The organism is Pseudomonas palmensis, from assembly GCF_049942755.1.
GTDB classification, from domain to species: Bacteria; Pseudomonadota; Gammaproteobacteria; order Pseudomonadales; family Pseudomonadaceae; genus Aquipseudomonas; species Aquipseudomonas palmensis.
This window is the reverse complement of the sequence record NZ_CP187958.1, coordinates 1,711,141-1,734,324: the sequence shown is the minus strand read 5'-3', so window position 1 is coordinate 1,734,324 and position 23,184 is coordinate 1,711,141. Positions and strand designations below refer to the sequence as shown.

Annotated in this window: 22 protein-coding genes; 15 read left to right on the top strand and 7 right to left on the bottom strand. The window is 65.4% G+C overall.

What is annotated here, in order from left to right:
* The first annotated feature begins 82 nt into the window (after nt 1–82).
* Nucleotides 83–1,366, top strand: a complete 1,284-nt coding sequence (gene cytX, locus ACPRTJ_RS07900) for a putative hydroxymethylpyrimidine transporter CytX (RefSeq protein ID WP_054915741.1) — start codon at nt 83–85, stop codon at nt 1,364–1,366.
* On the opposite strand, the gene ACPRTJ_RS07895 is transcribed toward cytX, so the two are convergent.
* Nucleotides 1,335–2,081: an RsiV family protein gene (locus tag ACPRTJ_RS07895; RefSeq protein WP_043863563.1), complete on the bottom strand. Its 747-nt coding sequence runs from the start codon at nt 2,079–2,081 to the stop codon at nt 1,335–1,337. The genes cytX and ACPRTJ_RS07895 overlap by 32 nt on opposite strands.
* 182 nt (nt 2,082–2,263) lie before the next feature.
* On the opposite strand from ACPRTJ_RS07895, the gene ACPRTJ_RS07890 reads away from it, so the two are divergent.
* The 9 genes from ACPRTJ_RS07890 (at nt 2,264) to ACPRTJ_RS07850 (ending at nt 11,578) form a co-directional block, all read left to right on the top strand.
* Complete coding sequence (locus ACPRTJ_RS07890; RefSeq protein WP_043863562.1) at nt 2,264–2,881, top strand: NUDIX domain-containing protein; 618 nt, start codon at nt 2,264–2,266, stop codon at nt 2,879–2,881.
* On the top strand, nt 2,872–3,324 hold the full coding sequence (locus ACPRTJ_RS07885; protein ID WP_043863561.1) for a DUF1249 domain-containing protein: 453 nt from the start codon (nt 2,872–2,874) through the stop codon (nt 3,322–3,324). The genes ACPRTJ_RS07890 and ACPRTJ_RS07885 overlap by 10 nt, the downstream gene beginning before the upstream one ends.
* Before the next feature lie 85 nt (nt 3,325–3,409).
* Entirely contained in the window at nt 3,410–4,225 is an 816-nt protein-coding gene (gene cpdA / locus ACPRTJ_RS07880) for a 3',5'-cyclic-AMP phosphodiesterase (RefSeq protein WP_253087427.1), read from the top strand.
* A gap of 147 nt (nt 4,226–4,372) precedes the next feature.
* Nucleotides 4,373–4,981 (top strand): YqiA/YcfP family alpha/beta fold hydrolase, encoded by a 609-nt coding sequence (locus ACPRTJ_RS07875; protein WP_043863559.1) that lies wholly within the window; start codon nt 4,373–4,375, stop codon nt 4,979–4,981.
* 36 nt (nt 4,982–5,017) lie between these two features.
* The gene (gene parE / locus ACPRTJ_RS07870) at nt 5,018–6,922 is read left to right on the top strand and encodes a DNA topoisomerase IV subunit B (RefSeq protein WP_043863558.1); all 1,905 of its coding nucleotides are present in this window, start codon (nt 5,018–5,020) and stop codon (nt 6,920–6,922) included.
* A complete protein-coding gene (locus tag ACPRTJ_RS07865; RefSeq protein ID WP_426428533.1) occupies nt 6,919–7,905 on the top strand; it encodes an esterase-like activity of phytase family protein in 987 nt (328 codons plus the stop codon). The genes parE and ACPRTJ_RS07865 overlap by 4 nt, the downstream gene beginning before the upstream one ends.
* Nucleotides 7,902–8,420, top strand: a complete 519-nt coding sequence (locus ACPRTJ_RS07860; protein ID WP_043863556.1) for a retropepsin-like aspartic protease family protein — start codon at nt 7,902–7,904, stop codon at nt 8,418–8,420. Before ACPRTJ_RS07865 ends, ACPRTJ_RS07860 begins: the two co-directional genes overlap by 4 nt.
* 10 nt (nt 8,421–8,430) lie before the next feature.
* The gene (gene parC, locus ACPRTJ_RS07855; protein ID WP_426428531.1) at nt 8,431–10,695 is read left to right on the top strand and encodes a DNA topoisomerase IV subunit A; all 2,265 of its coding nucleotides are present in this window, start codon (nt 8,431–8,433) and stop codon (nt 10,693–10,695) included.
* 172 nt (nt 10,696–10,867) lie between these two features.
* Entirely contained in the window at nt 10,868–11,578 is a 711-nt protein-coding gene (locus ACPRTJ_RS07850) for a PqiC family protein (protein ID WP_043863554.1), read from the top strand.
* Nucleotides 11,579–11,647: 69 nt separating this feature from the next.
* Here the strand turns inward: ACPRTJ_RS07850 and ACPRTJ_RS07845 are convergent, their stop codons facing one another.
* The gene (locus ACPRTJ_RS07845; protein WP_426428530.1) at nt 11,648–13,141 is read right to left on the bottom strand and encodes a histidine kinase; all 1,494 of its coding nucleotides are present in this window, start codon (nt 13,139–13,141) and stop codon (nt 11,648–11,650) included.
* Nucleotides 13,142–13,276: 135 nt separating this feature from the next.
* Between ACPRTJ_RS07845 and serB the strand changes: the two genes are divergently transcribed.
* Nucleotides 13,277–14,491 (top strand): phosphoserine phosphatase SerB, encoded by a 1,215-nt coding sequence (gene serB, locus ACPRTJ_RS07840; RefSeq protein ID WP_043863552.1) that lies wholly within the window; start codon nt 13,277–13,279, stop codon nt 14,489–14,491.
* A 163-nt stretch (nt 14,492–14,654) separates the two neighbouring features.
* Here the strand turns inward: serB and asd are convergent, their stop codons facing one another.
* From asd to ACPRTJ_RS07825, 3 genes are read right to left on the bottom strand one after another with little or no spacing between them, the layout of a single operon-like run.
* Complete coding sequence (gene asd, locus ACPRTJ_RS07835; RefSeq protein WP_043863551.1) at nt 14,655–15,521, bottom strand: archaetidylserine decarboxylase; 867 nt, start codon at nt 15,519–15,521, stop codon at nt 14,655–14,657.
* Between the two features lie 9 nt (nt 15,522–15,530).
* Complete coding sequence (locus tag ACPRTJ_RS07830; protein ID WP_043863550.1) at nt 15,531–16,337, bottom strand: rhodanese-like domain-containing protein; 807 nt, start codon at nt 16,335–16,337, stop codon at nt 15,531–15,533.
* 46 nt (nt 16,338–16,383) lie between these two features.
* The gene (locus tag ACPRTJ_RS07825) at nt 16,384–17,904 is read right to left on the bottom strand and encodes an HDOD domain-containing protein (RefSeq protein WP_043863549.1); all 1,521 of its coding nucleotides are present in this window, start codon (nt 17,902–17,904) and stop codon (nt 16,384–16,386) included.
* A gap of 148 nt (nt 17,905–18,052) precedes the next feature.
* Between ACPRTJ_RS07825 and motA the strand changes: the two genes are divergently transcribed.
* Complete coding sequence (gene motA, locus ACPRTJ_RS07820; protein WP_043863548.1) at nt 18,053–18,904, top strand: flagellar motor stator protein MotA; 852 nt, start codon at nt 18,053–18,055, stop codon at nt 18,902–18,904.
* Nucleotides 18,905–18,907: 3 nt separating this feature from the next.
* Nucleotides 18,908–19,924 (top strand): flagellar motor protein MotB, encoded by a 1,017-nt coding sequence (gene motB, locus ACPRTJ_RS07815; RefSeq protein ID WP_229589719.1) that lies wholly within the window; start codon nt 18,908–18,910, stop codon nt 19,922–19,924.
* 67 nt (nt 19,925–19,991) lie between these two features.
* On the opposite strand, the gene ACPRTJ_RS07810 is transcribed toward motB, so the two are convergent.
* Nucleotides 19,992–20,471, bottom strand: a complete 480-nt coding sequence (locus tag ACPRTJ_RS07810; RefSeq protein WP_054916177.1) for a toll/interleukin-1 receptor domain-containing protein — start codon at nt 20,469–20,471, stop codon at nt 19,992–19,994.
* Nucleotides 20,472–21,152: 681 nt separating this feature from the next.
* Here ACPRTJ_RS07810 and ACPRTJ_RS07805 point away from each other — a divergent pair.
* A complete protein-coding gene (locus ACPRTJ_RS07805) occupies nt 21,153–21,440 on the top strand; it encodes a DUF3077 domain-containing protein (protein ID WP_043863545.1) in 288 nt (95 codons plus the stop codon).
* Between the two features lie 3 nt (nt 21,441–21,443).
* On the opposite strand, the gene rsgA is transcribed toward ACPRTJ_RS07805, so the two are convergent.
* Nucleotides 21,444–22,475, bottom strand: coding sequence for a small ribosomal subunit biogenesis GTPase RsgA (gene rsgA / locus ACPRTJ_RS07800; RefSeq protein ID WP_196932997.1), 1,032 nt, complete (start codon nt 22,473–22,475; stop codon nt 21,444–21,446).
* A 100-nt stretch (nt 22,476–22,575) separates the two neighbouring features.
* Between rsgA and orn the strand changes: the two genes are divergently transcribed.
* The gene (gene orn, locus ACPRTJ_RS07795; RefSeq protein WP_043863543.1) at nt 22,576–23,118 is read left to right on the top strand and encodes an oligoribonuclease; all 543 of its coding nucleotides are present in this window, start codon (nt 22,576–22,578) and stop codon (nt 23,116–23,118) included.
* Nucleotides 23,119–23,184: the final 66 nt, after the last annotated feature.

Sequence of the window (23,184 nt, the reverse complement as noted above, 5' to 3'; positions counted from 1 at the left end):
AGATCAGCGATACCCCGTGGGAGCGGGCTTGACCCGCGAAAGGGCCTTCCATCCAACCCACATTTCCTGCCGAGTCTTCATCGTGAGCACACCCAGCCACTACTCCCCCGATTCCCCCATTCCCGACAGCCAGCGCGTCTTCGGCGCGCGGGACCTGTTCTCCCTGTGGTTCTCCCTCGGCATCGGCCTGATGGTGCTGCAGACCGGCGCCTTGCTCGGCCCCGGCCTGGGCCTGTCCGGAGCGCTGCTGGCCATCACCCTCGGCACGCTGGTCGGCGTTCTGCTGCTGGCCGCCGCCGGCGTCATCGGCAGCGACACCGGCCTGTCGGCCATGGGCACCCTGCGCCTGAGCCTGGGCCGCCACGGCGTGGCGCTGCCGGCCATTCTCAACCTGCTGCAACTGGTTGGCTGGGGCGCGTTCGAAATCATCGTGATGCGCGACGCCGCCAGCCTGCTGGGTGCGCGGGCCTTCGGCGCCGACAGCCTGTGGGTCAGCCCGCTGCTGTGGGCACTGTGCTTCGGCGCCCTGGCCACCGCGCTGGCGGTGGCCGGCCCGCTGACCTTCGTGCGCCGCATTTTGCGCAAATGGGGCATCTGGCTGCTGCTGGGCGCCTGCCTGTGGCTGACCTGGAACCTGTTCGCCAAGGCCGACCTGGCTGCCCTGTGGGCGCGCGCCGGGGACGGCTCGATGTCGCTGGGGGTGGGCTTTGACATCGCCATCGCCATGCCGCTGTCGTGGCTGCCGCTGATTGCCGACTACTCGCGCTTCGGCAGGCATTCGGGGCAGGTGTTCGTGGGTACCGCACTGGGCTACTTCATCGGCAACCTGTGGATGATGAGCCTGGGGGTGGCCTACATCCTGGCCTTCGCCACCGATGGCGAAGCCAGCACCCTGCTGCTGGCGCTGGCCGGCGCAGGCTTTGGCATCCCGCTGTTGCTGGTGCTGCTCGACGAGTCGGAAAAGGCCTTTGCCGACATCCACTCGGCGGCGGTGTCCAGCAGCCTGCTGTCAGGCGTGAAGGTCGAGCACCTGGCACTGGTGATCGGCGTGGTGTGCACCCTGATCGCCTGCTTCGCGCCGCTGGGCCAGTACGAGAACTTCCTGCTGCTGATCGGCTCGGTGTTCGCGCCGCTGTTCGGTGTGGTGCTGAGCGACCACTACGTGCTGCGCCGGCGTCGCCTGCCGGGTGTGGTCGACGGCCTGCACTACGGGGCGCTGGTGGCGTGGGCCTGTGGCGTGGCGACCTACCATGTGCTGGCGCATTACGCCGCAGACGTTGGCGCCACCCTGCCAGCCTTGCTGCTGGCAGGGGCGCTGCATCTTTTGCTGGGCTTCAACCGCGGCCGGGAAACAGCTCGGGCCTGATCACGCCGTTCAGGCGCGGGTAGGGGATCTTGAGCTCGATGTGGCCCATGGAGTACGGGGCGATGGCATACACCTCGTACTTCACCACCACCGCGCCGTAGGTCAGGGCGACGTGCGGTGACTTCTGGAACGGCCAGTTCTTCACGAACTCGGCGTCCTTGTCCATGCCGGTGCTGATCAGCCAGCCCTTGTGGGCCTCTTCGACGGTCTTCCAGAAGGTCGCCTCCTGGCCCGGCACCAGCATGTCCTGCAGGGTCAGCACCTTGTCCTGCTGGCGCGAATAGTTGATGAAGCCGCGCCCCGGCATGCCGTGCGCGCCGCCGGTGTCCAGGTAGCTGGACAACTCGATGATCACCAAGCCGTCATGCTGCTCGCGTACCTTGGCCTGCAGGTAGCTGCTGTTGCGGCTCTGGGCCGATTGCAGGTAGCTGTCCTCGTAGGACTTGAGCGAGGCCGGCAACGGTGCGCCCTCGCCATCGCTGGTGAGCTTGAGCAGGCTGCGCTCGACGATCGCATCGAGCTTGGGGTTGGTGGGGAAGTGCACCGTGTCGATGTTCACCAGCGGGCAGTCGGCTGCGGTGCAGCCCGGCTTGATGTGCTCCCACCTGTCGCGCTTGACCTCGAGCGGCACGCGCATGTTGGGCTGGAACAGGCTCTGGCAGGCGCCCAGGGTCAAGGCCAGGGCGGTCACGCAGGCTAATTTCGCAAGTGACATGATGATCCTTGTAGTGCAACGGTAATCGGGCTTGGACCGTCGGCAATGCCGTCGGTTCGCCACTAAGCTGACAAGAAAGGCTGCGCCTATCCTCGCAGCCCGCACGATTGTTTTAAAGGGGTGAAACCGCGCAGTGTGCAGGTTAGGATGGCGCGACGTGGTAATGGGGTAACGAGGTATCCATGACAGACAAGCCAAAGGCCATGCCGACCGACGTACAGATCGTGCGGCGCGAAAACTGCTTCAAGGGCTTTTACCGGCTCGACCGGCTGCACCTGCGCCACGAGCTGTTTGCCGGCGGCATGGGCCGCGAGATCAGCCGTGAGCTGTTCGTGCGCCACGACGCAGTGTGCGTGCTGCCCTACGATCCGCAGCGTGACGAAGTGGTGCTGATCGAGCAGTTTCGTGTCGGCGCCATGGGCAAGGTCGACAACCCCTGGCTGGTGGAACTGGTCGCCGGTCTGATCGACAAGGACGAACAGCCCGAGGAGGTTGCGCACCGCGAGGCGCAGGAGGAAGCTGGGCTGACATTCAGTGCGCTGTGGCCGATGACCAAGTACTTTCCGTCGCCCGGCGGCAGCGATGAATTCGTGCACCTGTACCTGGGGCGTTGCCACAGCGACGGCGCGGGCGGCCTGCACGGGCTGGAAGAAGAGGGCGAAGACATTCGCGTGAAGGCCTGGGCGTTCGAGGATGCGTTGCAGGCCGTGCGCGATGGGCGCATTGCCAATGCCGCGAGCATCATTGCCCTGCAATGGCTGGCGTTGAACCGTGATGAAGTCAGGGGGCTGTGGTCGTGAATCTGTTGCGCGAGCGCTACCGGGTCGATCTGGTCGGCTTGCAGGCTGCCTGCGAGGCCAACTATGCGCGCCTGATGCGCCTGTTGCCCGACATGCGCACCACCCAGAGCTCGCGCCGCATCGGCATGACCCAGGGTGACCAGATGCTCGGCGTGCTGGTGCTCGACGTGGTGCTGGCCTGCCCTTACACCACCACCCTGCGCGTGCGCCAGGAGCACAGCCTGCCGTGGCTGCCGGTGCCGCAGCTGGAGGTGCAGGTGTACCACGACGCGCGCATGGCCGAGGTGGTCAGTGCCGAGCATGCGCGGCGCTTTCGCAGTGTCTACCCATACCCCAATGCGGCCATGCACCAGCCGGACGAAAAGGCCCAGCTCAATCTGTTCCTGGGCGAGTGGCTGAGCCATTGCCTGGCCTGCGGCCACGAACTGGAAGCGGTTCGCTGAAAATGTGACCGGTGTCGTGGGCGCGGGGTTTGCCGTTGCCTGCATTCCCACCATAATCGTGCAGAATCCGCCCAAGGAGACGGCCTTGCCGCACTCGATCATCCCTTCCCGTGACGCCTCGGTGCTGCTGGTGCAGCTCTCCGACAGTCATCTGTTCGCCGAAGCCGAAGGCACGCTGCTGGGCATGAATACCCGCGACAGCCTGCGCCGTGTGGTCGAGCGGGTACTCGACGAACAGCCGGTGGTCGACCTGGTGCTGGCCACCGGCGACCTGTCGCAGGATGGCAGCGTCGAATCCTATCTGCAGTTTCTGGCCCTCAGCGGCAGGATTCCGGCCCCAGCCCGCTGGCTGGCCGGCAATCACGACGAACCGTTCCCCATGGCGCAGGTGGCACGCGGCAGCGCGCTGCTCGAGCCGGTGGTGGATGCCGGCGCCTGGCGGGTGATCATGCTCAACTCGGCCGTGTGCGGCTCGGTGCCGGGGCTGCTGGCAGACGATCAGCTGCAACTGCTCAGGCAGGCCCTGGAGGCCGCACCGCAGCGCCATTGCCTGATCTGCTTCCATCACCAGCCGGTTTCCATCGATTGCGCCTGGATGGCGCCCATCGGGCTGCGCAACGCCGATGCGCTGTTCGACCTGCTCAAGGGTTATCCACAGGTGCGCGCGCTGCTCTGGGGGCATATCCATCAGGAGTGGGACCAGCTGCGTGACGGTGTGCGTCTGCTCGCTTCGCCTTCCACCTGCATTCAGTTCGAGCCGGGCAGTGAAGACTTCAAGGTGGGCGACCAGGCCCCGGGGTATCGCTGGCTGCGCCTGCATGACGACGGCAGGCTCGAGACCGGGGTCTCGCGCGTGACCGACTTTGCCTTCACCGTCGATTACGGCAGCAATGGGTACTGAGCGCTGCAAGCTGCAAGTGAACCCGAGTATCACCGCCCGGTTGCAACCTGATGTTTGAAAGTTGCCGCTCAAGGCTTCTCGAACAGGCTAAACTGCGCGTCTTTTGTGCTCGTTGCGACGGGCGTTGCATGGGCATCGGGGGCGATCATGTCGGGTTCGATTCTTTATATCCACGGGTTCAACAGTGCGCCCAGTTCGACCAAGGCCAGCCAGCTGAGCAGTGTGATGCAGCAGTTGGGGCTGGCCGGGCAGCTGCGCGTGCCCCTGCTGGACAACCATCCGCGCCAGGCCGTGGCGCAGCTTGAACGTGCCATCGCCGAGCTGGGTTCGCCATTGCTGGTCGGCAGCTCGCTCGGGGGCTACTATGCCACCCACCTGGCCCAGCGCCACGGGCTCAAGGCCCTGCTGATCAACCCGGCCGTCAATCCGCACCAGCTGTTCGACGGCTACCTGGGCCCGCAGCAGAATTTCTACACCGGGGAAACCTGGGAGCTGACACTGGACCACGTGCAGGCCCTGGCCGAGCTGGAAGTGCCCGCACCGAGCGACCCCGAGCGCTTTCAGGTATGGCTGCAGACGGGCGATGAAACCCTGGACTACCGCCGTGCCCAGGCCTTCTATCGGGCCTGTGCGCTACGCATCGAGGCCGGTGGCGACCACAGCTTCCAGGGCTTCGCGCAGCACCTGCCGGCCATGCTGAGCTTTGCCGGCATTGCACCGCAGGTGTACCAGGCGTTCGATTTTTCTGTACTTTGACTGATTATTTTCACCTACGACTGACGACGAGAACCCATGGCCAATCCCAGCGCTAGCGCCTATAACGCAGACGCCATCGAAGTCCTCTCCGGCCTTGACCCGGTGCGCAAGCGCCCGGGCATGTACACCGACACCAGCCGGCCCAATCACCTGGCCCAGGAAGTCATCGACAACAGCGTCGACGAAGCGCTGGCCGGCCACGCCCGCACCGTGCAGGTCATCCTGCATGCAGACCATTCGCTGGAAGTGTCCGACGACGGTCGCGGCATGCCCGTGGACATCCACCCCGAAGAGGGCGTGTCGGGCGTCGAGCTGATCCTCACCAAGCTGCACGCCGGCGGCAAGTTTTCCAACAAGAACTACCAGTTCTCCGGCGGCCTGCACGGGGTGGGCATCTCGGTGGTCAACGCCCTGTCCAACCAGGTACGGGTACGGGTCAAGCGCGACGGCAACGAGTACCAGATGACCTTCGCCGACGGCTTCAAGGCCACCGAGCTCGAAGTGATCGGTACCGTCGGCAAGCGCAACACCGGTACCAGCGTGTACTTCGCGCCCGATCCCAAGTATTTCGACTCGCCCAAGTTTTCCATCAGCCGCCTCAAGCATGTGCTCAAGGCCAAGGCCGTACTGTGCCCGGGGCTGCTGGTCAGCTTCGAGGACAAAGGCACCGGCGAGAAGGTCGAGTGGCATTACGAGGACGGCCTGCGCTCGTACCTCGAAGACTCGGTAAGCGAGTTCCTGCGCCTGCCCGATGCGCCGTTCTGCGGCAGCCTGGCGGGCAACAAGGAGGCCGTGGACTGGGCCTTGCTGTGGCTGCCCGAAGGCGGCGACAGCGTGCAGGAAAGCTACGTCAACCTGATCCCCACCGCCCAGGGCGGCACCCACGTCAACGGCCTGCGCCAGGGCCTGCTCGATGCCATGCGCGAGTTCTGCGAGTTCCGCAACCTGCTGCCGCGCGGGGTCAAGCTGGCCCCCGAGGACGTGTGGGAGCGCATCAGCTTCGTGCTCTCGATGAAGATGCAGGAGCCGCAGTTCTCCGGCCAGACCAAGGAGCGCCTGTCGTCCCGCGAGGCCGCCGCATTCGTTTCCGGCGTGGTCAAGGATGCCTTCAGCCTGTGGCTCAACGCCCACCCCGAAGTGGGCATGCAACTGGCGGAACTGGCGATCAACAACGCCGGGCGCCGGCTCAAGGCGAGCAAGAAGGTCGAGCGCAAGCGCGTGACCCAGGGCCCGGCACTGCCGGGCAAGCTGGCCGACTGCGCCGGGCAGGACCCGATGCGCGCCGAGCTGTTCCTGGTCGAGGGTGACTCGGCCGGTGGTTCGGCCAAGCAGGCGCGCGACAAGGAGTTCCAGGCCATCCTGCCGCTGCGCGGCAAGATCCTCAACACCTGGGAAGTCGACGGCGGCGAAGTGCTGGCCAGTCAGGAAGTGCACAACATCGCGGTGGCCATCGGCGTCGACCCCGGTGCCACCGACATGAGCCAGCTGCGCTACGGCAAGATCTGCATCCTGGCCGACGCCGACTCCGACGGCCTGCACATCGCCACCTTGCTCTGCGCCCTGTTCGTGCAGCACTTCCGCCCGCTGGTGGAGGCCGGCCACGTGTACGTGGCGATGCCGCCGCTGTACCGCATCGACCTGGGCAAGGAGATCTACTACGCCCTGGACGAGGCCGAGCGCGACGGCATCCTCGACCGCCTGGTGGCCGAGAAGAAGCGCGGCAAGCCGCAGGTCACCCGATTCAAGGGCCTGGGCGAGATGAACCCGCCGCAGCTGCGTGAAACCACCATGGACCCGAACACCCGGCGCCTGGTGCAGTTGACCCTGGAAGACCTCGAAGGCACCCGCGAGATCATGGACATGCTGCTGGCCAAGAAACGTGCGGGCGACCGCAAGAGCTGGCTGGAGTCCAAAGGCAACCTGGCCGAGGTACTGGCTTGATCGCTCGGTGCCTGGCAGCGCTGTTGTCACTGCTGGGCGTGCCGGCGCTGGCCGAAACCTGGCCGGAGCTGGCGATGCAGAGCGAGCATCCGGTAGAGGGCATGCGTGGCGGCAACCTGTCGGGGCTGGCCCTGTGCAACGGCGAGCTCTGGACCGTCTCGGACCGCGACGACGACCTGCTGTACCGCCTGGACACCACCCAGACGGTGTGGCAGGCCGAAGGTATTCGCCTGGAGGTGCCGCCGGTGCCGGACAGCGGCCTGCCCTGGGGCCTGCGCTCGAGCAACTGGGCAATGTCCTACGTGCGCGGCGGCGAGCTGGATTTCGAAGGCATCAGTTGCGATGCCGCAGGCAATCACTACCTGGTCAGCGAAACCCATGTGGCGGTGCTCAAGGTACCGGTCGCAGGCGACCCCAGCTGGCTGAAGATCGACCCGAGCATGGTCCGCCAGGCGCGCGCCAGCGGCATGCTGCTGCACTTCAATGCATTGTTCGAAGGCATCGCCGTGAACCCGGCCGGCGATCGCCTGTGGCTGGCCGCCGAGCGCGAGCGCCGCGGGCTGATTTCGATCAATCGCCAGCAGACCACCTGGCACTGCGGTGATGGCTGCGTGCTGCTCAGCGAGGCCGGCACCGAGATGCAGCCGGTGCAGATGCCCAACGCCCGCGAGCGGCCCCGGGATTTTGCCGACCTGGCGCTGTTCGAAGGCAAGCTGTTCACCCTGGAGCGCAACGCCTACCGTATCTGCCGGCGTGATGCCGACACTGGAAGCGTGGAGCGCTGCTGGTCGTTCGCTGCCGATGCCCTGATCGAATCGCGGCAGTATTCGCAGCCGTTCGGCCTGGCCGAGGCCCTGGTGATCGATGCCAAGGGTGCCTGGATAGGCCTGGACAACAACGGCGGTCGACGCGCCGATGGCGAAAACCGCCCGATCGTGTGGCGCTTTGCAGCGCCCCAGGGCGGCTGGAGCGCCAAGCCGTGAGCCAGGCACCGGGCAAGCGTGCCGGCCGGGTGATGCTGGTGCTGGCGTGGGCGGCCGGGCTGTTCCTGGCCACGCGCTTTTTCGGCGACTGGGAACAGCGCCAGGCCAACCCCAACAGCCAGATCAGCTCGCAGCACGGCGATGGCTATGTCGAGGTGCGGCTGCTGGGCAATGGCCAGGGGCATTTTGTGGCCGACGGTCTGATCAACGGCCAGGCCGTGCATTTTCTGCTGGATACTGGCGCCACCGACGTGGCGATCCCCGAGAGCCTGGCCCGGCAGTTCAGCCTGGAGCGTGGTGCGCCCGTGACCCTTAGTACCGCCAATGGTCGTACCGAGGGCTATCGTACCCGCCTCGACAGCCTGCAACTGGGCGATATTCTGCTGCGCGACGTACGCGCCCTGGTGGTGCCGGGGCTGGACGGCGAGCAGGTACTGCTGGGCATGAGTGCCCTGAAACGACTCGAATTTACCCAGCGCGGCGGCACCTTGCTGCTGCGCCAGACCTTGAAATGATGAGGCCCGCATGAGCGACTCCCTTGATCTCAGCCTCGATGGCGTAGAGCGCCGGTCACTGGCTGACTTCACCGAACAGGCCTACCTCAACTACTCCATGTACGTGATCATGGACCGTGCGCTGCCGCATATCGGCGACGGTTTGAAGCCGGTGCAGCGACGCATCGTCTACGCCATGAGCGAACTGGGCCTGGACGCCGATTCCAAGCACAAGAAATCGGCGCGTACCGTCGGTGACGTGCTCGGCAAGTTCCACCCGCATGGCGATTCGGCCTGCTATGAAGCCATGGTGCTGATGGCGCAGCCCTTCAGCTATCGCTACACCCTGGTCGACGGCCAGGGCAACTGGGGTGCGCCGGACGATCCCAAATCCTTCGCGGCCATGCGCTACACCGAAGCGCGCCTGTCGCGCTATTCCGAGGTGCTGCTCAGCGAGCTGGGGCAGGGCACTGCGGACTGGGGCCCGAACTTCGACGGTACCCTCGACGAGCCCCTGGTGTTGCCGGCACGTTTGCCGAACATCCTGCTCAATGGCACCACCGGTATCGCCGTGGGCATGGCCACCGACGTGCCGCCGCACAACCTGCGCGAAGTGGCCACCGCCTGCGTGCGCCTGCTCGACGAGCCCAAGGCCACGGTCGAACAGCTGTGCGAGCACATCCAGGGCCCGGACTACCCGACCGAAGCAGAGATCATCACCCCGCGCGCCGACCTGCTGAAAATCTACGAAACCGGCCGTGGCTCGGTGCGCATGCGCGCCGTGTACCACATCGAGGACGGCGACATCGTGGTCACCGCGCTGCCGCACCAGGTGTCGGGCGCCAAGGTGCTGGAACAGATCGCCGCGATGATGCAGGCCAAGCCGTCCAAGGCGCCGCAGGTGGCCGACCTGCGTGACGAATCGGACCACGAGAACCCGTGCCGCATCGTGATCATCCCGGTGCACAGCCGCGTCGACCACGAAGCGCTGATGCAGCACCTGTTCGCCAGTACCGACCTTGAGTCCAGCTACCGGGTCAACATCAACATCATCGGCCTGGACGGCAAGCCGCAGTTGAAGAACCTGCGCACGCTGCTGGTCGAGTGGCTGCAGTTCCGCATGCAGACCGTGCGCCGTCGCCTGCAGTTCCGCCTGGACAAGGTGGAGCGTCGCCTGCACCTGTTGGACGGCTTGCTGATCGCCTACCTCAACCTGGATGAAGTGATCCACATCATCCGTACCGAGGAGCACCCGCGGGCCAGGTTGATCGAGCGCTTTGCATTGAGCGAGATCCAGGCCGACTACATTCTCGACACGCGCCTGCGCCAGTTGGCCCGTCTGGAAGAGATGAAGCTGCGCAACGAGCAGGACGAACTGCTCAAGGAACAGGCCAGGCTGCTGGCGCTGCTGGGCAGCGAAGCCAAGCTCAAGAAGCTGGTGCGCACCGAACTGCTGCAGGACGCCGAAACCTATGGCGACGACCGTCGCTCGCCGATCGTCGAGCGCGCCGAAGCCCGTGCGATGACCGAGCACGACCTGCTGCCCAACGAAAAGGTCACGGTGGTGCTGTCCGAGAAGGGCTGGGTACGTTCGGCCAAGGGCCACGACATCGATGCCACCGGGCTCTCGTACAAGGCCGGCGACGGCTTCAAGACCGCAGCCGCGGGGCGCTCGAACCAGTACGCGGTGTTCATCGACTCCACCGGCCGCAGCTACTCGGTGCCGGCGCATACCCTGCCGTCGGCACGGGGCCAGGGTGAACCGCTGACCGGTCGCCTGACCCCGCCGCCCGGTGCTTCGTTCGAGTGCGTGCTGATGCCCGAGGATGACGGCCTGTACGTGATTGCCTCCGATGCCGGCTACGGCTTCGTGGTCAAGGGCGAAGACCTGCAGGCCAAGAACAAGGCCGGCAAGGCCCTGTTGAGCCTGCCGAACAACGCCAAGGTGATCCTGCCGCGCCCGGTGGGCAACCGCGAGCAGGACTGGCTGGCGGCGGTGACCACCGAAGGGCGCCTGCTGGTGTTCAAGATCAGTGACCTGCCACAGCTGGGCAAGGGCAAGGGCAACAAGATCATCGGCATTCCGGGCGACCGCGTGGCCAGTCGTGAAGAATTTGTCACCGACCTGGCAGTGATTCCCGAAGGTTCGACCCTTGTATTGCAGGCCGGCAAGCGTACCCTGTCGCTCAAGGGCGATGACCTGGAGCACTACAAGGGCGAGCGTGGGCGGCGTGGCAACAAGCTGCCGCGCGGCTTCCAGCGGGTCGATGCGCTGCTGGTGGAAAACGTCGAATAAGCGACCTGGTGGCCGCAAACGGGTATTTTAGTGACCGTTTGCGGCTTAAACACTGGAGTCGCACGGAACTTTCGCGGATGATAGGCCCCTTGTGGTGCCAGCGTAGCTGCGTGCCCGACGTATTCATGAGTATCACTGCGGCAAGCCGTGTGGCGGCCGCCTGGATGGGATGATGACTTTTCTGCGCCTTCCATTTGTTCTACTGCTCAGTGGCGTGCTGGGCTTGGCCGGGTGCAGCATGCACCAGCCGGTAGCGCTGTATCAGCTCGACAGTGGCGAGCCGGGGCAACCTGGCCAGAGCAACGGCATGGCCGTGGTGCTGGGGCCGGTCTCGGTGGCCGACTACCTGCAACGCGAAACCCTGCTGCAACGCCAGCGTGACGGCAGCCTGACGGCGGCGACCGATGGTCGCTGGGCGGGCAGCCTGTCGGCCGACATCGACCAGTTGCTGGTGCGCCAGCTGGCCTGGCGCCTGGACAGCCAGCGTGTGGTGCTGGCACCGGCCAGCACCGGGTTCAACCCGGATGTGCAGGTGCTGCTGTCGATCACGCGCCTGGACTCGGGCGTTGGCCAGCCGGCGATCCTCGATGCCCAGTGGCGCTTGCTTGATCGTCGTGGCCAGGTGCGTGACAACCGCATCGTGCATTTCGAGCAGCCCCATGAAGGCAGCTCGGCGGCGCAGGTACAGGCGCAGGGGCAACTGCTGCAGCGTCTGGCCGAGCAGCTGAGCGTGGCGTTGAAGCCGTTGGCCAATCAGCCGCCGATCGTGCAGGAACAGCCGAAGAAGGCCACGCCGGTACAGCAGGTGCGCAAGGAGCCGGAGAAGCCGAAGATTCCGATGGCGACACCGATTCGTACCGAGATGGAAGTGTTCCGGTTTTAACCGGCCACAAAAAAGCCCGCAGCGATGCGGGCTTTTTTGTGGCCGGTTGAAACCGGCTCCTACGGGGCCTCAGGTCTTGATCTGGCGCTCGTGCATCCGTGCCAGCTGGCGCTCCAGCATCGACGGATACGGCTCCATCAGGCGCTCCACACAGCACGCCCCTTCAGGGCTGGCAATCGGGCGGATGCGGGCACGCTGGCGAATCAGCGCATCATCACTGACCTTGCGCTCCACCAGCAGCAGGTTGCGGCTGTGTTGCGACAACGCCAGGGCATCCTGGGCCTTGTCGGTCAGCAGCAGGTCGATCTGGCTCAGGCCGTGCAGGTCTTCACCCAGCGCCAGGCCCAGCTGCAATTGCAGGGTAATCCCGCTGTCGGCCACTTCCACCTGCAACGCATGCCCCAGGGCACGCAGCAGTTCGCCACAGCAGATGGCGTTGGTCAGGTAGTCCTCGCCGCTTTCCGAGCTGTGGAACAACAGCAGCGTGCTGCCATCGTTGAGCGTGTGCACTTCGCTTTCATACAGCGACGCGGCCTGGTCGAGGCAGTCGCGGTAGCGGTCCAGCAGTTCGGTCAGACGTGCCCGAGGCAGGCGGCGCAGTTGCTCCTGGGAGCCCAGTTGCACCGCCAGCACCGCACTGGCCTGCGGCTCGCGTGGCGCAGCGGGTACTACAGCCTGCGGCGCGGCATCGCTGTCGTCGCGCAGGTCGGCAAACGCCTCGTCGTCGTCTTCATCATGCGCTACTGGCCTGGGCAGCGCCGGCTTGGGCTCCAGCGCCGGCTCGCGCAGGTTGCGCACCTGGAAGGCCGGCTGCGCTTCGTGTTCCTCGTAGTCGTCTTCTTCCTCGGGCTCTGCTTCAGGCTCCGGCGGTGGCGGGGCAAAGCGCGAATGCAGCTGGCGCGCCAGGTCGCCGATCTCGTCCTGGCGGTCGGTGGCTGGGGTGTAGGCATCCAGGTCGCGCAGCCACACCCGCAGTTGCAGCAGCGGCGTCGAAATGAAGCGCCCCAGGCGCAGGCTCAAGGCCAGGGCCAGGGCCAGCAGGATCGCCGCCAGAATGCCCATGCTCTGCAGGCTGATGGTCAGCGGCTGCTGGAACTGGCTCATGTCCAGGCTGATGCGCAGTTGCCCGGCCGTCACGTCCTGGAAGGTGATCTTGGTCTGATACAGGCCCTCGACCTCGCCCAGCAGGCCGTTTTTCGGGCGCTGGCCGGCTTCGGCGAGGATCCGGTTGTCGACGCTGTAGATGGCGGCATGGGCCACCAGCGGGTTCTTCACCAGGTTGCCGAGCAGCACGTTGAGGCTGAGGATGTCGTTGGACACCAGCAGTTCGGTGGCAGACGTGGCGGTCTGCGTGGTCAGGCTCTGACCCAGGGCGTCGGCCTGCTCGTGCATGGCCTGCTTGAACTGCAGGCCCATGACCCCGGCGTAGATGACCAGCGCCAGCGCTACCAGAAACACGTTGTGGCAGGCGATCCGCAAGGCCAACGGCACACGGCGCTGGCGCAGGGCACGGAAGATCAGCAGGAAGAAATTGTCGGTTTTAACTGGCGTGGGCCGGTTCACAGAGCGCGGCTCTTTATGTCGGAGAAGGTGCTGCGCAGTATAGCGACAGGGCATGGGCCGGCAAAGTATCGACTGCGCCCGATGGTCTGCGAAAGTGGGTAGAATGCGCGTTTTGTCACTGTGTCGGAGCCCGTTTTGCGCGAAATCGTTCTGATTAACATCACCGGCGAGGACCGTCCGGGTCTCACCGCGGCCATTACCGGCGTGCTCGCCCAGGGCGGGGTGAACATCCTCGACATCGGCCAGGCGGTCATCCACGACACGCTGTCGTTCGGCATCCTGGTGGAAATCCCCAGCACCGAGCAGGCCAGCGCCGTGCTCAAGGACATCCTCTTCACCGGGTACAAGCTGGACCAGCAGGTGCGCTTCACCCCGGTTTCCGAGCAGGACTACCAGCAGTGGGTCGACGGCCAGGGCAAGGCCCGCCACATCGTGACCCTGCTGACGCGCAAGGTCACTGCCGAGCAGTTGCAGCGGGTGAGCTCCATCACCGCCCAGTACGGGTTGAACATCGACCATATCGACCGTCTGTCGGGTCGTATCGCGTTGGACACCCCGGCCGACCAGGGCAAGGGCTGCATCGAGTTCTCCGTGCGTGGCGAGCCGGCCGACCCGCAGGCCCTGCGTGCCGAGTTCCTCAGCGTGGCGCAGGAGCTGAACGTCGACATCGCCTTCCAGCAGGACTCGCTGTTCCGCCGCAACCGTCGCCTGGCGGTGTTCGACATGGACTCCACCCTGATCGAGGCCGAGGTCATCGACGAGCTGGCCAAGGCGGCAGGCGTGGGCGAGCAGGTGTCGGAAATCACCGAGCGTGCCATGCGTGGCGAGCTGGATTTTCGTGCCAGCTTCAAGGAGCGCCTGGCGCTGCTCAAGGGCCTGGACGTCAACGTGCTGGACGAGATCGGTGCTTCGCTGCGCCTGACCGAGGGCGCCGAGGTGCTGTTCGCCGAGCTCAAGCGCCTGGGCTACAAGACCGCGATCCTGTCGGGTGGCTTCACCTACTTTGCCAAGCAGCTGCAGGCCAAGCTGGGTATCGACTATGTGTTCGCCAACGAGCTGGAAGTGGTGGACGGCAAGGTGACCGGCGTGGCCGTGGAGCCGATTGTCGACGCGCAGCGCAAGGCTGACCTGTTGACCGAGCTTGCACGCAAGGAAGGCTTGCAGATGGAGCAGACGATTGCCGTGGGCGACGGTGCGAACGACCTGCCGATGCTGGCGATTGCCGGCCTGGGCGTGGCGTTCCGGGCCAAGCCGCTGGTCAAGCAGTCGGCCAAGCAGGCGATCTCGACGCTGGGGCTGGATGGGGTGCTGTATCTGCTGGGCTTCAGGGATCGCGACGGTCGCGACTGAGAAAGCGGGGCCGCTGCGCGGCCCATCGCGGGTCAAGCCCGCTCCCACAGGTTTGCCATCGCTCCAGAAGGCCGTGCAGCCCCTGTGGGAGCGGGCTTGACCCGCGATGAGGCCCGACAGCCAGGCACAAAAAAGCCCGCATCGCTGCGGGCTTTTTGTTGGGTCAGGCGTGCTGCGCCGGCAACCCCAGGCATTCGCCCATGTTCACCACCGACCCCGCACCCAGCGATTCGGCCCACTTCACCTGCTCTGGCCCGAATAGCACAACAGCCGTCGAACCCAGCTTGAAGCGGCCCAGCTCGGCGCCTTTTTCCAGGTGGATCGGTGCACGCGCTGCCTCGTCGTAGCGGAAGGTCTTCAGCTCGCGCTTGGGCGGCGTGACCAGCCCGGCCCATACCGTCTCGACCGACGCCACGATCATCGCGCCCACCAGCACCACGGCCATCGGCCCGCGCTCGGTATCGAACAGGCACACCACGCGCTCGTTGCGCGCAAACAGCTCCGGCACGTTTTCGGCGGTGGTCTGGTTGACCGAGAACAGCCGGCCCGGCACGTAGATCATCTCGCGCAGGGTACCGGCCAGCGGCATGTGCACGCGGTGGTAGTCCTTGGGCGACAGGTAGATGGTGGCGAATTCGCCGCCCATGAACGGCGCAGCATTGGCCGGGTCGCCGCCCAGCAGCTCAAGGGCGCTGAAACTGTGGCCCTTGGCCTGGAAGATGCGGCCATGCTCGATCGGGCCCAGCTGGCTGACAGCGCCGTCGGCCGGGCACAGGATCGCCCCCGGGGTCTGGTCCAGCGGGCGTGCATCCGGCTTGAGCGCGCGGGTGAAGAATGCGTTGAAGTGCTCGTAGGCGGTCAGGTCTTCGACCTGGGCCTGGGACATGTCGACCTGGTAGCGCTTGGCGAACCAGGCGGTGAAGGCATTCTTGAACCATTTCACGCGGCATTCGGCCACGCAGCCGGCCAGGCGCGACAGCAGGTGGTGGGGCAGCAGGTACTGGCTGATGATGAACAAGCGGGATTTCATTGAATTTCCTTAAACTTCTACAGGCGTGTCGGGGTGGTTGCCCCATTCGCCCCATGAGCCGGCATAGGCCTTGACCCGTGGGTAGCCCAGGTGTTTGGCCACAAGATAGGTGAAGCCGGAGCGGTGGTGGGTCTGGCAGTGGGTAATCACTTCCTTGTCGCGGGTGATGCCCAGCTGCTCGAGGATCTGGGGCATGTCCTTGCGGATGCGCAGGTGATCGTTCTGGTCCATGCCGGCCGTCCACTCGAAGTTGACCGCGCCCGGGACGTGTCCGCCCTTGGCGGCCAGCACTTTCTCACCCCGGTACTCCTGCGGGCTGCGCGCATCCCAGACCGCCAGGTCGGCAGCGCCCAGGCGGCTTTGCAGGTATTCGCGGGTGGCGGTGGGGGCTTCGTGCAGGGTCAGGCTGACGCTGCCGGCAGCGGGCGCGGGCACATCGGTCGAGAGCTCGCCCGTCCAGCCCAGCGCGCCACCGTCGAGGTAGTGATAGCGGGTATGGCCGATCACATCCAGCAACCAGATGAAGCGCCCGGCCCAGCCGCCGCCTTCGTCGTCATACACCACATACACGGCGTCCGGGTTGTGCCCCAGCTCGCCGAACAGCTTTTCCAGGTCGCCTTGGCTCGGCAGCAGCCCGGGCGCCGGTGGCTGGCCCAGCTGGGTGCGCTTGGGGTCGACGAAGCGCGCACCGGGAATGTGCCCGCTGCCATAGCGTTTCGTGCTGGTCAGGTCGACCAGGATCAGCCCCGGCGCATCCAGGCGGGCTTGCAGGTCGGCGGGTTCAATCACCAGGGGCAAGCCGGAAAAGTCAGTCATCCAGAGTCTCCAGATCGGAACAGAGTGGGCGATTGTAGCGCATGGGTCAGGTGCTGCGGTTGCTGAAGGCGGTGAGGGCGCGCTCGATGCACTGGGCGGTCTTGCCGAACGCCTGCACGCTGATCTCCGAGAACGGGCCGCCGCCCTGGTCGGCCAGCACCACCATCACCACCTTGCCGTTGCTCGACAGCGAGCGCAGCAGCAGGTGCTGGCCACGGAACAGCACGCGCAGGGTGCCGGGCAGCAGGGCACCGAACTGGGCATAGTTGTCCGGGGTCAGGCGCAGTTGTGCCGACTGGGTCAGCAGGCGTTGCAGCAGCTTGCTCTGGGCGAGCGGCACCACCAGGCCGCCGGCCTCGGCGGGCAGCCCGGCGATCTGGTGCACGCGCAGGTGGGTCATGCCCTTGTCGGCCATCAGCATCATCACCCGCTGCATGCCGCAGGCCACCAGGGCATCGCGGGCGTAGGTGGTCAGGTGCATGGCGTTGGTGAATGCACTGGGCTCCACCAGCAGGTCGGCGCAGTATTTGCGCCAGGCCCCCAGCGATTCGGTCGAGGGCACGTCGGCAGGCCGCAGGCGGCGGTGCACGTAGTGCGAGCCGGTCGGCCAGATCAGCGATTCGGCGGGGTGGTAGAGGTCGTCGTCGGCGTGCATGCGCGCACTGTTGGCGGCCTGCTGGTGCACCTGTTGCTGCACGTCGCTCAGCGGCACCTGCAGGTACAGGCTGGTCAGGCGTTGCCAGCGCTGGCTGTGTGGGCAGTCCCAGGCGTGCTGCGCCGCCAGGGCCAGGCCGTTGGCCAGCAGCACGGTGTTGGCCGGCTGGTTGAGCCAGCGGCGCAGGGCCGGGTCGGCGTCCAGCAGCTGTTGCTGGCGCAGCGGGTTGTCGTGCAGGCGGGCGATGTGCATGACCTTGACCAGCAGGCGGCGTTCTTCGCTGAGCACGTGGTAGCCCTGGGTAACCCAGTTGGGCAGGCGCCAGTAGTCGGCCAGGGCGCGGCACAGCGCCAGCAGGGGTACACCGAACAGTTCGCGCTCCACGCGCAGGGCCGGCTCGCCGCGGTGCACCACGCGCACTTCCCATTCCTCGATCAGCTTGGGGTGCGCCAGGGCCAGGGTCCACAACGGCGAGAGGAACAGCAGGCTGCCCCAGTGGATCTCCTGCCACAGCCGCGCCAGTTGGCTGGCGAACAGGCCGCTGGCCTGCTGGCTGGCATGCAGGCTGATCATCTGCAGGTGGCGCAGGGCCTTGGGGATCTGCGCCGGCGGCGCGGTGGGCAGGCGCAGCAGCAGTTCTTCGGCGCGCTTGAGGCCAAGCCGGTTGAGGGCGATTTCCAGGCTTTCGGCCGGCTCGGCCATGCTGGCGTGGGTATGCCGGTTGGCTTCGCGCATCACGCTGAGCACCAGCGCGGGGCTGTCCTGCATCAGATCGGCGATGTCACGCAGCGAGCGGCGGCTGTCGCCGATGGCGGCTTTTACCCGCTCGTGACTGTCCAGCGGCACCGGCAGTTGCACGCTGTCGAGCAGTTTGATCCAGGCGTCTAGGGTCTTTGGAATTTGAGTTGGCACGTGAGTTCACTAGGCATGCTGGGAGGTGGCCGAACTGGCTTTTCGCCTTGACTGGCTATAGTCTGGCGCAGAACTGCCGATAAGTAGAAGAAGAGTTTTACGAACTTCCGCCCCCGACCCTGACCACGACAGTAAGTGCTTCCAATCTATGGCTAAAATTATCGGCATCATTGTCGTATTCGCGAGCGTGCTTGGCGGATACGTTCTTTCTCACGGCAAGATCGCGGCCCTGATTCAGCCTTTCGAGGTGCTGATCATCGGCGGTGCCGCCTTTGGTGCGTTCCTGCAGGCCAACCCCGGCTACATGACCATGCACGTGATCAAGAAGTCGCTGAGCATGTTCGGCTCGCGCTTCTCGCACACCTTCTATATAGAAGTGCTGGGCCTGATCTACGAGATCCTCAACAAGAGCCGGCGCGAAGGCATGATGGCGATCGAGGGCGATATCGAAGACGCCGCGGCCAGCCCGATCTTCGCCAAATACCCGGCGGTACTCAAGGATGAGCGCATGACCGCGTACATCTGCGACTACCTGCGCATCATGTCCACCGGCAACATGGCCCCGCACGAGCTCGAAGGCCTGTTCGACATGGAACTGCTGAGCATGAAGGAAGAGCTCGACCACCCGTCCCATGCCGTGACCGGCATCGCCGACGGCATGCCCGGCTTCGGTATCGTGGCGGCGGTACTGGGTATCGTGGTGACCATGGCCTCGCTGGGCGAAGGCGACCAGAAGTCCATCGGCCTGCACGTGGGTGCGGCGTTGGTGGGTACCTTCTTCGGTATTCTGGCGGCCTACGGCTTCTTCGGCCCGCTGGCCACCTCCCTGGCCCACGACGCCAAGGAAGAGGTCAACGTGTACGAGGCGATCAAGGCCGCACTGGTGGCGTCGGCCTCCGGCATGCCGCCATCGCTGGCGGTGGAGTTCGGTCGCAAGGTGCTGTTCCCCAAGCACCGTCCAAGCTTTGCCGAGCTGGAACAAGCAGTTCGCGGTCGCTGATCCATGGAAAACAATCAGCCGATCATCATCAAGCGCGTAAAGCGCTTCGGCGGCGGCCATCACGGCGGCGCCTGGAAAATCGCGTTCGCCGACTTCGCCACGGCGATGATGGCGTTCTTCCTTGTGCTGTGGCTGCTGTCCACCGCCACGCCCGAGCAGAAGATCGCGATTGCCGGCTACTTCAAGGACCCTATCGGGTTCTCCGAGAGTGGCACCCCGTACATCATCGACCTGGGCGGCTCGCCGGAGCTGGCCCCGGAAAAGACCATCAACCCTGAAGTGCAGTCCGAGCCGACGCCTGACACCAGCATCCAGCTGGACAAGGACGCGGTCGAGAGCATGGCCGAGCAGGTCGAGAAAGACCGCTTGAACCTGGTGCTGCAGGAGCTGCAGAACAAGGTCGAAGAAAACCCGCAACTGCAGAAGTTCAAGGACCAGATCCTGTTCGAGATCACCCAGGACGGCCTGCGCATCCAGATCATGGACGCCGAGAACCGGCCGATGTTCGACCTGGGCAGTGCGCGCCTGCAGCCGTACTTCGAGGACATCCTGCTGGCCATGGCCGACACCATCAAGGCGGTGCCGAACAAGATCAGCATCAGCGGCCACACCGATGCCAAGCCCTACGCCGGCACCGGTGATTACGGCAACTGGGAGCTGTCGGCCAACCGTGCCAACGCGGCGCGTCGGGCGCTGGTGGCCGGTGGCTATCCGGATGCCCAGGTGGCGCGGGTGGTGGGGTATGCATCGTCGTCGCTGTTCGACCGCGAGAACCCGCTCAACCCGGTGAACCGTCGTATCGACATCATCGTGCTGACCAAGAAGGCCCAGCGCACCATCGAGGGCGAACAGACCTCGCCGACGCCGCCGGACGCAGCCCAGCCGGGCGCGGCACCTGCGCCGGGCGCTGCGGCACCGACGCCCGAGCCCGAGCCGATGCAGCCGCGTGAACTGCGCGAGAAGCTGAACATCTTCGAGGATGGCGTGTTGAAGATGGACGAGCCCAACAAGTCGCAGTGAGCCGGCAGCCGACAACGCCCGCATGGAGTGATCCGTGCGGGCGTTGTGCTGTGTGGGGTTCGGCATTTCAGTAGCCGCGACCGATGCTGGCCTTGAGCTCGGCCTGGAAGTGCTGGGCATTGCAGCGATTGTCGCCGGGTGCGGCCTGCGTGGGCAGGTTGAGGGCGCGGCCAAGGGTGTGTTCCAGGCGGTACGCGCTGACGAACAGGTCCAGGTCGGCGGCTTGCGCCATGGCCGGCAGTTCGCCCAGGTAGGTGGGGCTGGCCGGCTCGCCCAGCTGGAACGTGGCGACCCGGCGGTCGGCCAGCGCTGCGGCGCCCAGGGCGAAGGGCACCCACCAGGCGCCGCAGGTGTTGCCCGACACCAGCACGATCAGGTGGGTGCAGCCGTGCAGGCTGCGGCTGATGAGGGTGGTGAGGGTGCAGGCATCGTCGGCCTGGGGGTCGATGGCCTCCAGGCAGGTGGCGAGGCCCTCGAGGCGCAGGTGCTCGCCGATGGCCATGGCGGCGGCCAGGTCGTTGCGGCAGTAGAGGAGTGAGACTGGCATCCGGAGGTCCCTGGTGGGCGCAAATCTGGTGCGGGATACCTTTGATGATTACGACGCGTGGTGCAAGGCGTGGGATTGAATCAGGAGGTGGACTACATGCCTGGGTGAAAAGGCCTACAAATGTGTTGCGACAACTGACGCCTTCGCCGGCAAGGCCGGCTCCTACAGGTGTCCGCGTAAGGCGAATCTTCGGAATTTCCCTATTCCCTGTAGGCCCCTTCCCAATCATACTTTTGCCGCTTTCCCGCCATTGCGGTGGTCACGGTAGCGCTCTAGTCTGCGTTGCGTCGTTGGTGTTCAACGACCGGTTTTGACAGACCGTTACTGATTTCGGACCACATGTGCATCGCTTTATGGCGGCTGTGCGTGGGGCACTTCGTGTGCGCCGAGTTCCGGTATCCTCGGTCTGTCAACCCGCGTACAGCTGCCACCTATTTGTTTGACAGCAAAGCGTGGTAGCTCCACTGATACTGGAGTTGGTCATGTTGAAAATCGTCCCCGATCCACCCCAATACGCCCATCTGCCCCTCGAAGACATCCTCTCGTGCACTGATCGCGAGCGCTGCGCGCTCGTTCGCCGGCAAGGCCGGCTCCTACAAAGGCTCGCAGTACCTGTAGGAGCCGGCCTTGCCGGCGAAGACGCCCGTAGAGCCAATTAAGAAAGTCGTCGGGAGATAACAGATGGAAAACAGCTCAGTCTTCAAGACACTAGGCGTCGGCACTTTCGGCGAAGGCGAAGGCGGCCCCACCGCCGAGCGCCTGTTTCGCGTGCAAGCCGGCCACAACGCCGACTTCGCCCTGGAACAATCAGCCCTGCTGCTCAGTTGCGCCTACAAGCTCACCTTGCAAGCCGGCATCGAGCCGGATGGCACGCTTGTCTGGGCGGCACATTACCTGAGCGGCATGTCCAAGGCCCTGGTCGAGGATGTGGCGCATGCGATGTTCATCGAACAAACGCCTGCGCCATGACCGTCAGTAGCTGTCCTGCGGCAGGCTGGCAATGATCGAGCGATAGCTGTTCATGCGCTGCTGCTGCACGCGCCCGTCTTCCAGCGCCTTGAGCAGCGCACAGCCCGGCTCGCGGTCGTGCTTGCAGTCGCGGAAGCGGCAGGTGCCGATCAGGTCGTTGAACTCGATGAAGCCGGCCTCCACGTCCGCCCGGCTCACGTGCCCCAGGCCGAACTCGCGAATGCCCGGCGAGTCGATCAGCTCACCGCCACCCGGGAAGTGGTACAGCCGCGCGGTGGTGGTGGTGTGCTGGCCCTGGCCCGACCACTCCGACAGCTCGCCTACGCGGGTGTCGACATCGGGCAGCAGGCTGTTGACCAGCGACGACTTGCCCACCCCGGACTGGCCGACGAACACGCTGATGTGCCCATCGAGCATGGTCTGCAACTGCTGCATGCCGTCGCCATGGTGCGCCGACACTTCCAGCAGCGGGTAACCCAGCTGACGGTACACCGCCAGCAGCGCATTCAGCGCCGGGGCGTTCTGCTCGTCGATCAGGTCGGCCTTGTTCAGCAGCAGCAGCGGGCGGATACCGGCATGCTCGGCGGCCACCAGGTAACGGTCGATCAGGTTGGCATGCGGCTCGGGGGCCGGGGCGAACACGATCACGATCAGGTCGACGTTGGCCGCCACCGGCTTGAGCTGGCCACGGCTGTCGGGGCGGCACAGCTCGGTGCTGCGCGGCATCTGCGCCACGATCACGCCGATACCCTGGTTGCCGGCGCGCCATACCACCTTGTCACCAGTGACCAGCGCCGGCAGGTTGGCGCGCAGGTGGCAACGGAACACCTGGCCGGCCACGTCGCCGTCCTGTGCTTCGACTTCTACCTGCACGCCGAAGTGTGCAATCACCAGGCCCAGTTGTTCAGGCCCCAGGTCGCCGCCTTCGAGGGTGTCCAGCGTGTGCTGTTCGCGTTTGGCAGCGCGGGCGGCGCGCTCACCCTGGATTTTTTCGATGCGCCAGTTCTGGCGGCGATTGAGCTGGCGTTTGGCCATGTAGGTCTCGTTTCGTCAAGCAAAGCATGTGAGGGTGCAACGGCGTCGAGTCTAGCACGCTCCACTAGGCTAAACTGCGCGCCTACCGAGGAGCAGAATCATGCAGAACCCACAGAACCTGATCTGGATCGATCTGGAAATGACCGGCCTGGATCCGGACAGCGACGTCATCATCGAGATGGCCACCATCGTCACCGACAGTGACCTGAACACCCTGGCCGAAGGCCCGGTGATCGCCATCCACCACAGTGACGAGGTGCTGGCGCGCATGGACGAGTGGAACACCCGTACCCACGGCAACTCCGGCCTGACCCAGCGCGTGCGCGAGAGCAAGGTGAGCATGGCCGAGGCCGAGGCCGAGACGATCCGCTTCCTGGAGCAGTGGGTGCCCAAGGGCAAGTCGCCGATCTGCGGCAACAGCATCTGCCAGGACCGTCGCTTCCTGTACCGCCACATGCGCGAGCTGGAAAATTTCTTCCACTACCGCAACCTGGACGTGTCCACCCTCAAGGAGCTGGCCGCACGCTGGGCTCCCGAGGTGCGCGACAGCTTCAAGAAGGGTGGCACGCACCTGGCGCTGGACGATATTCGCGAATCCATCGCCGAGCTGCGCCACTACCGCGAGCACTTCATCAAGTTCTGACCCGCACTGCGCCAACAATCGTTGGCGCGCCCCCTTTTGGTGCCTGGGGCAACTGGGTAGACTGCG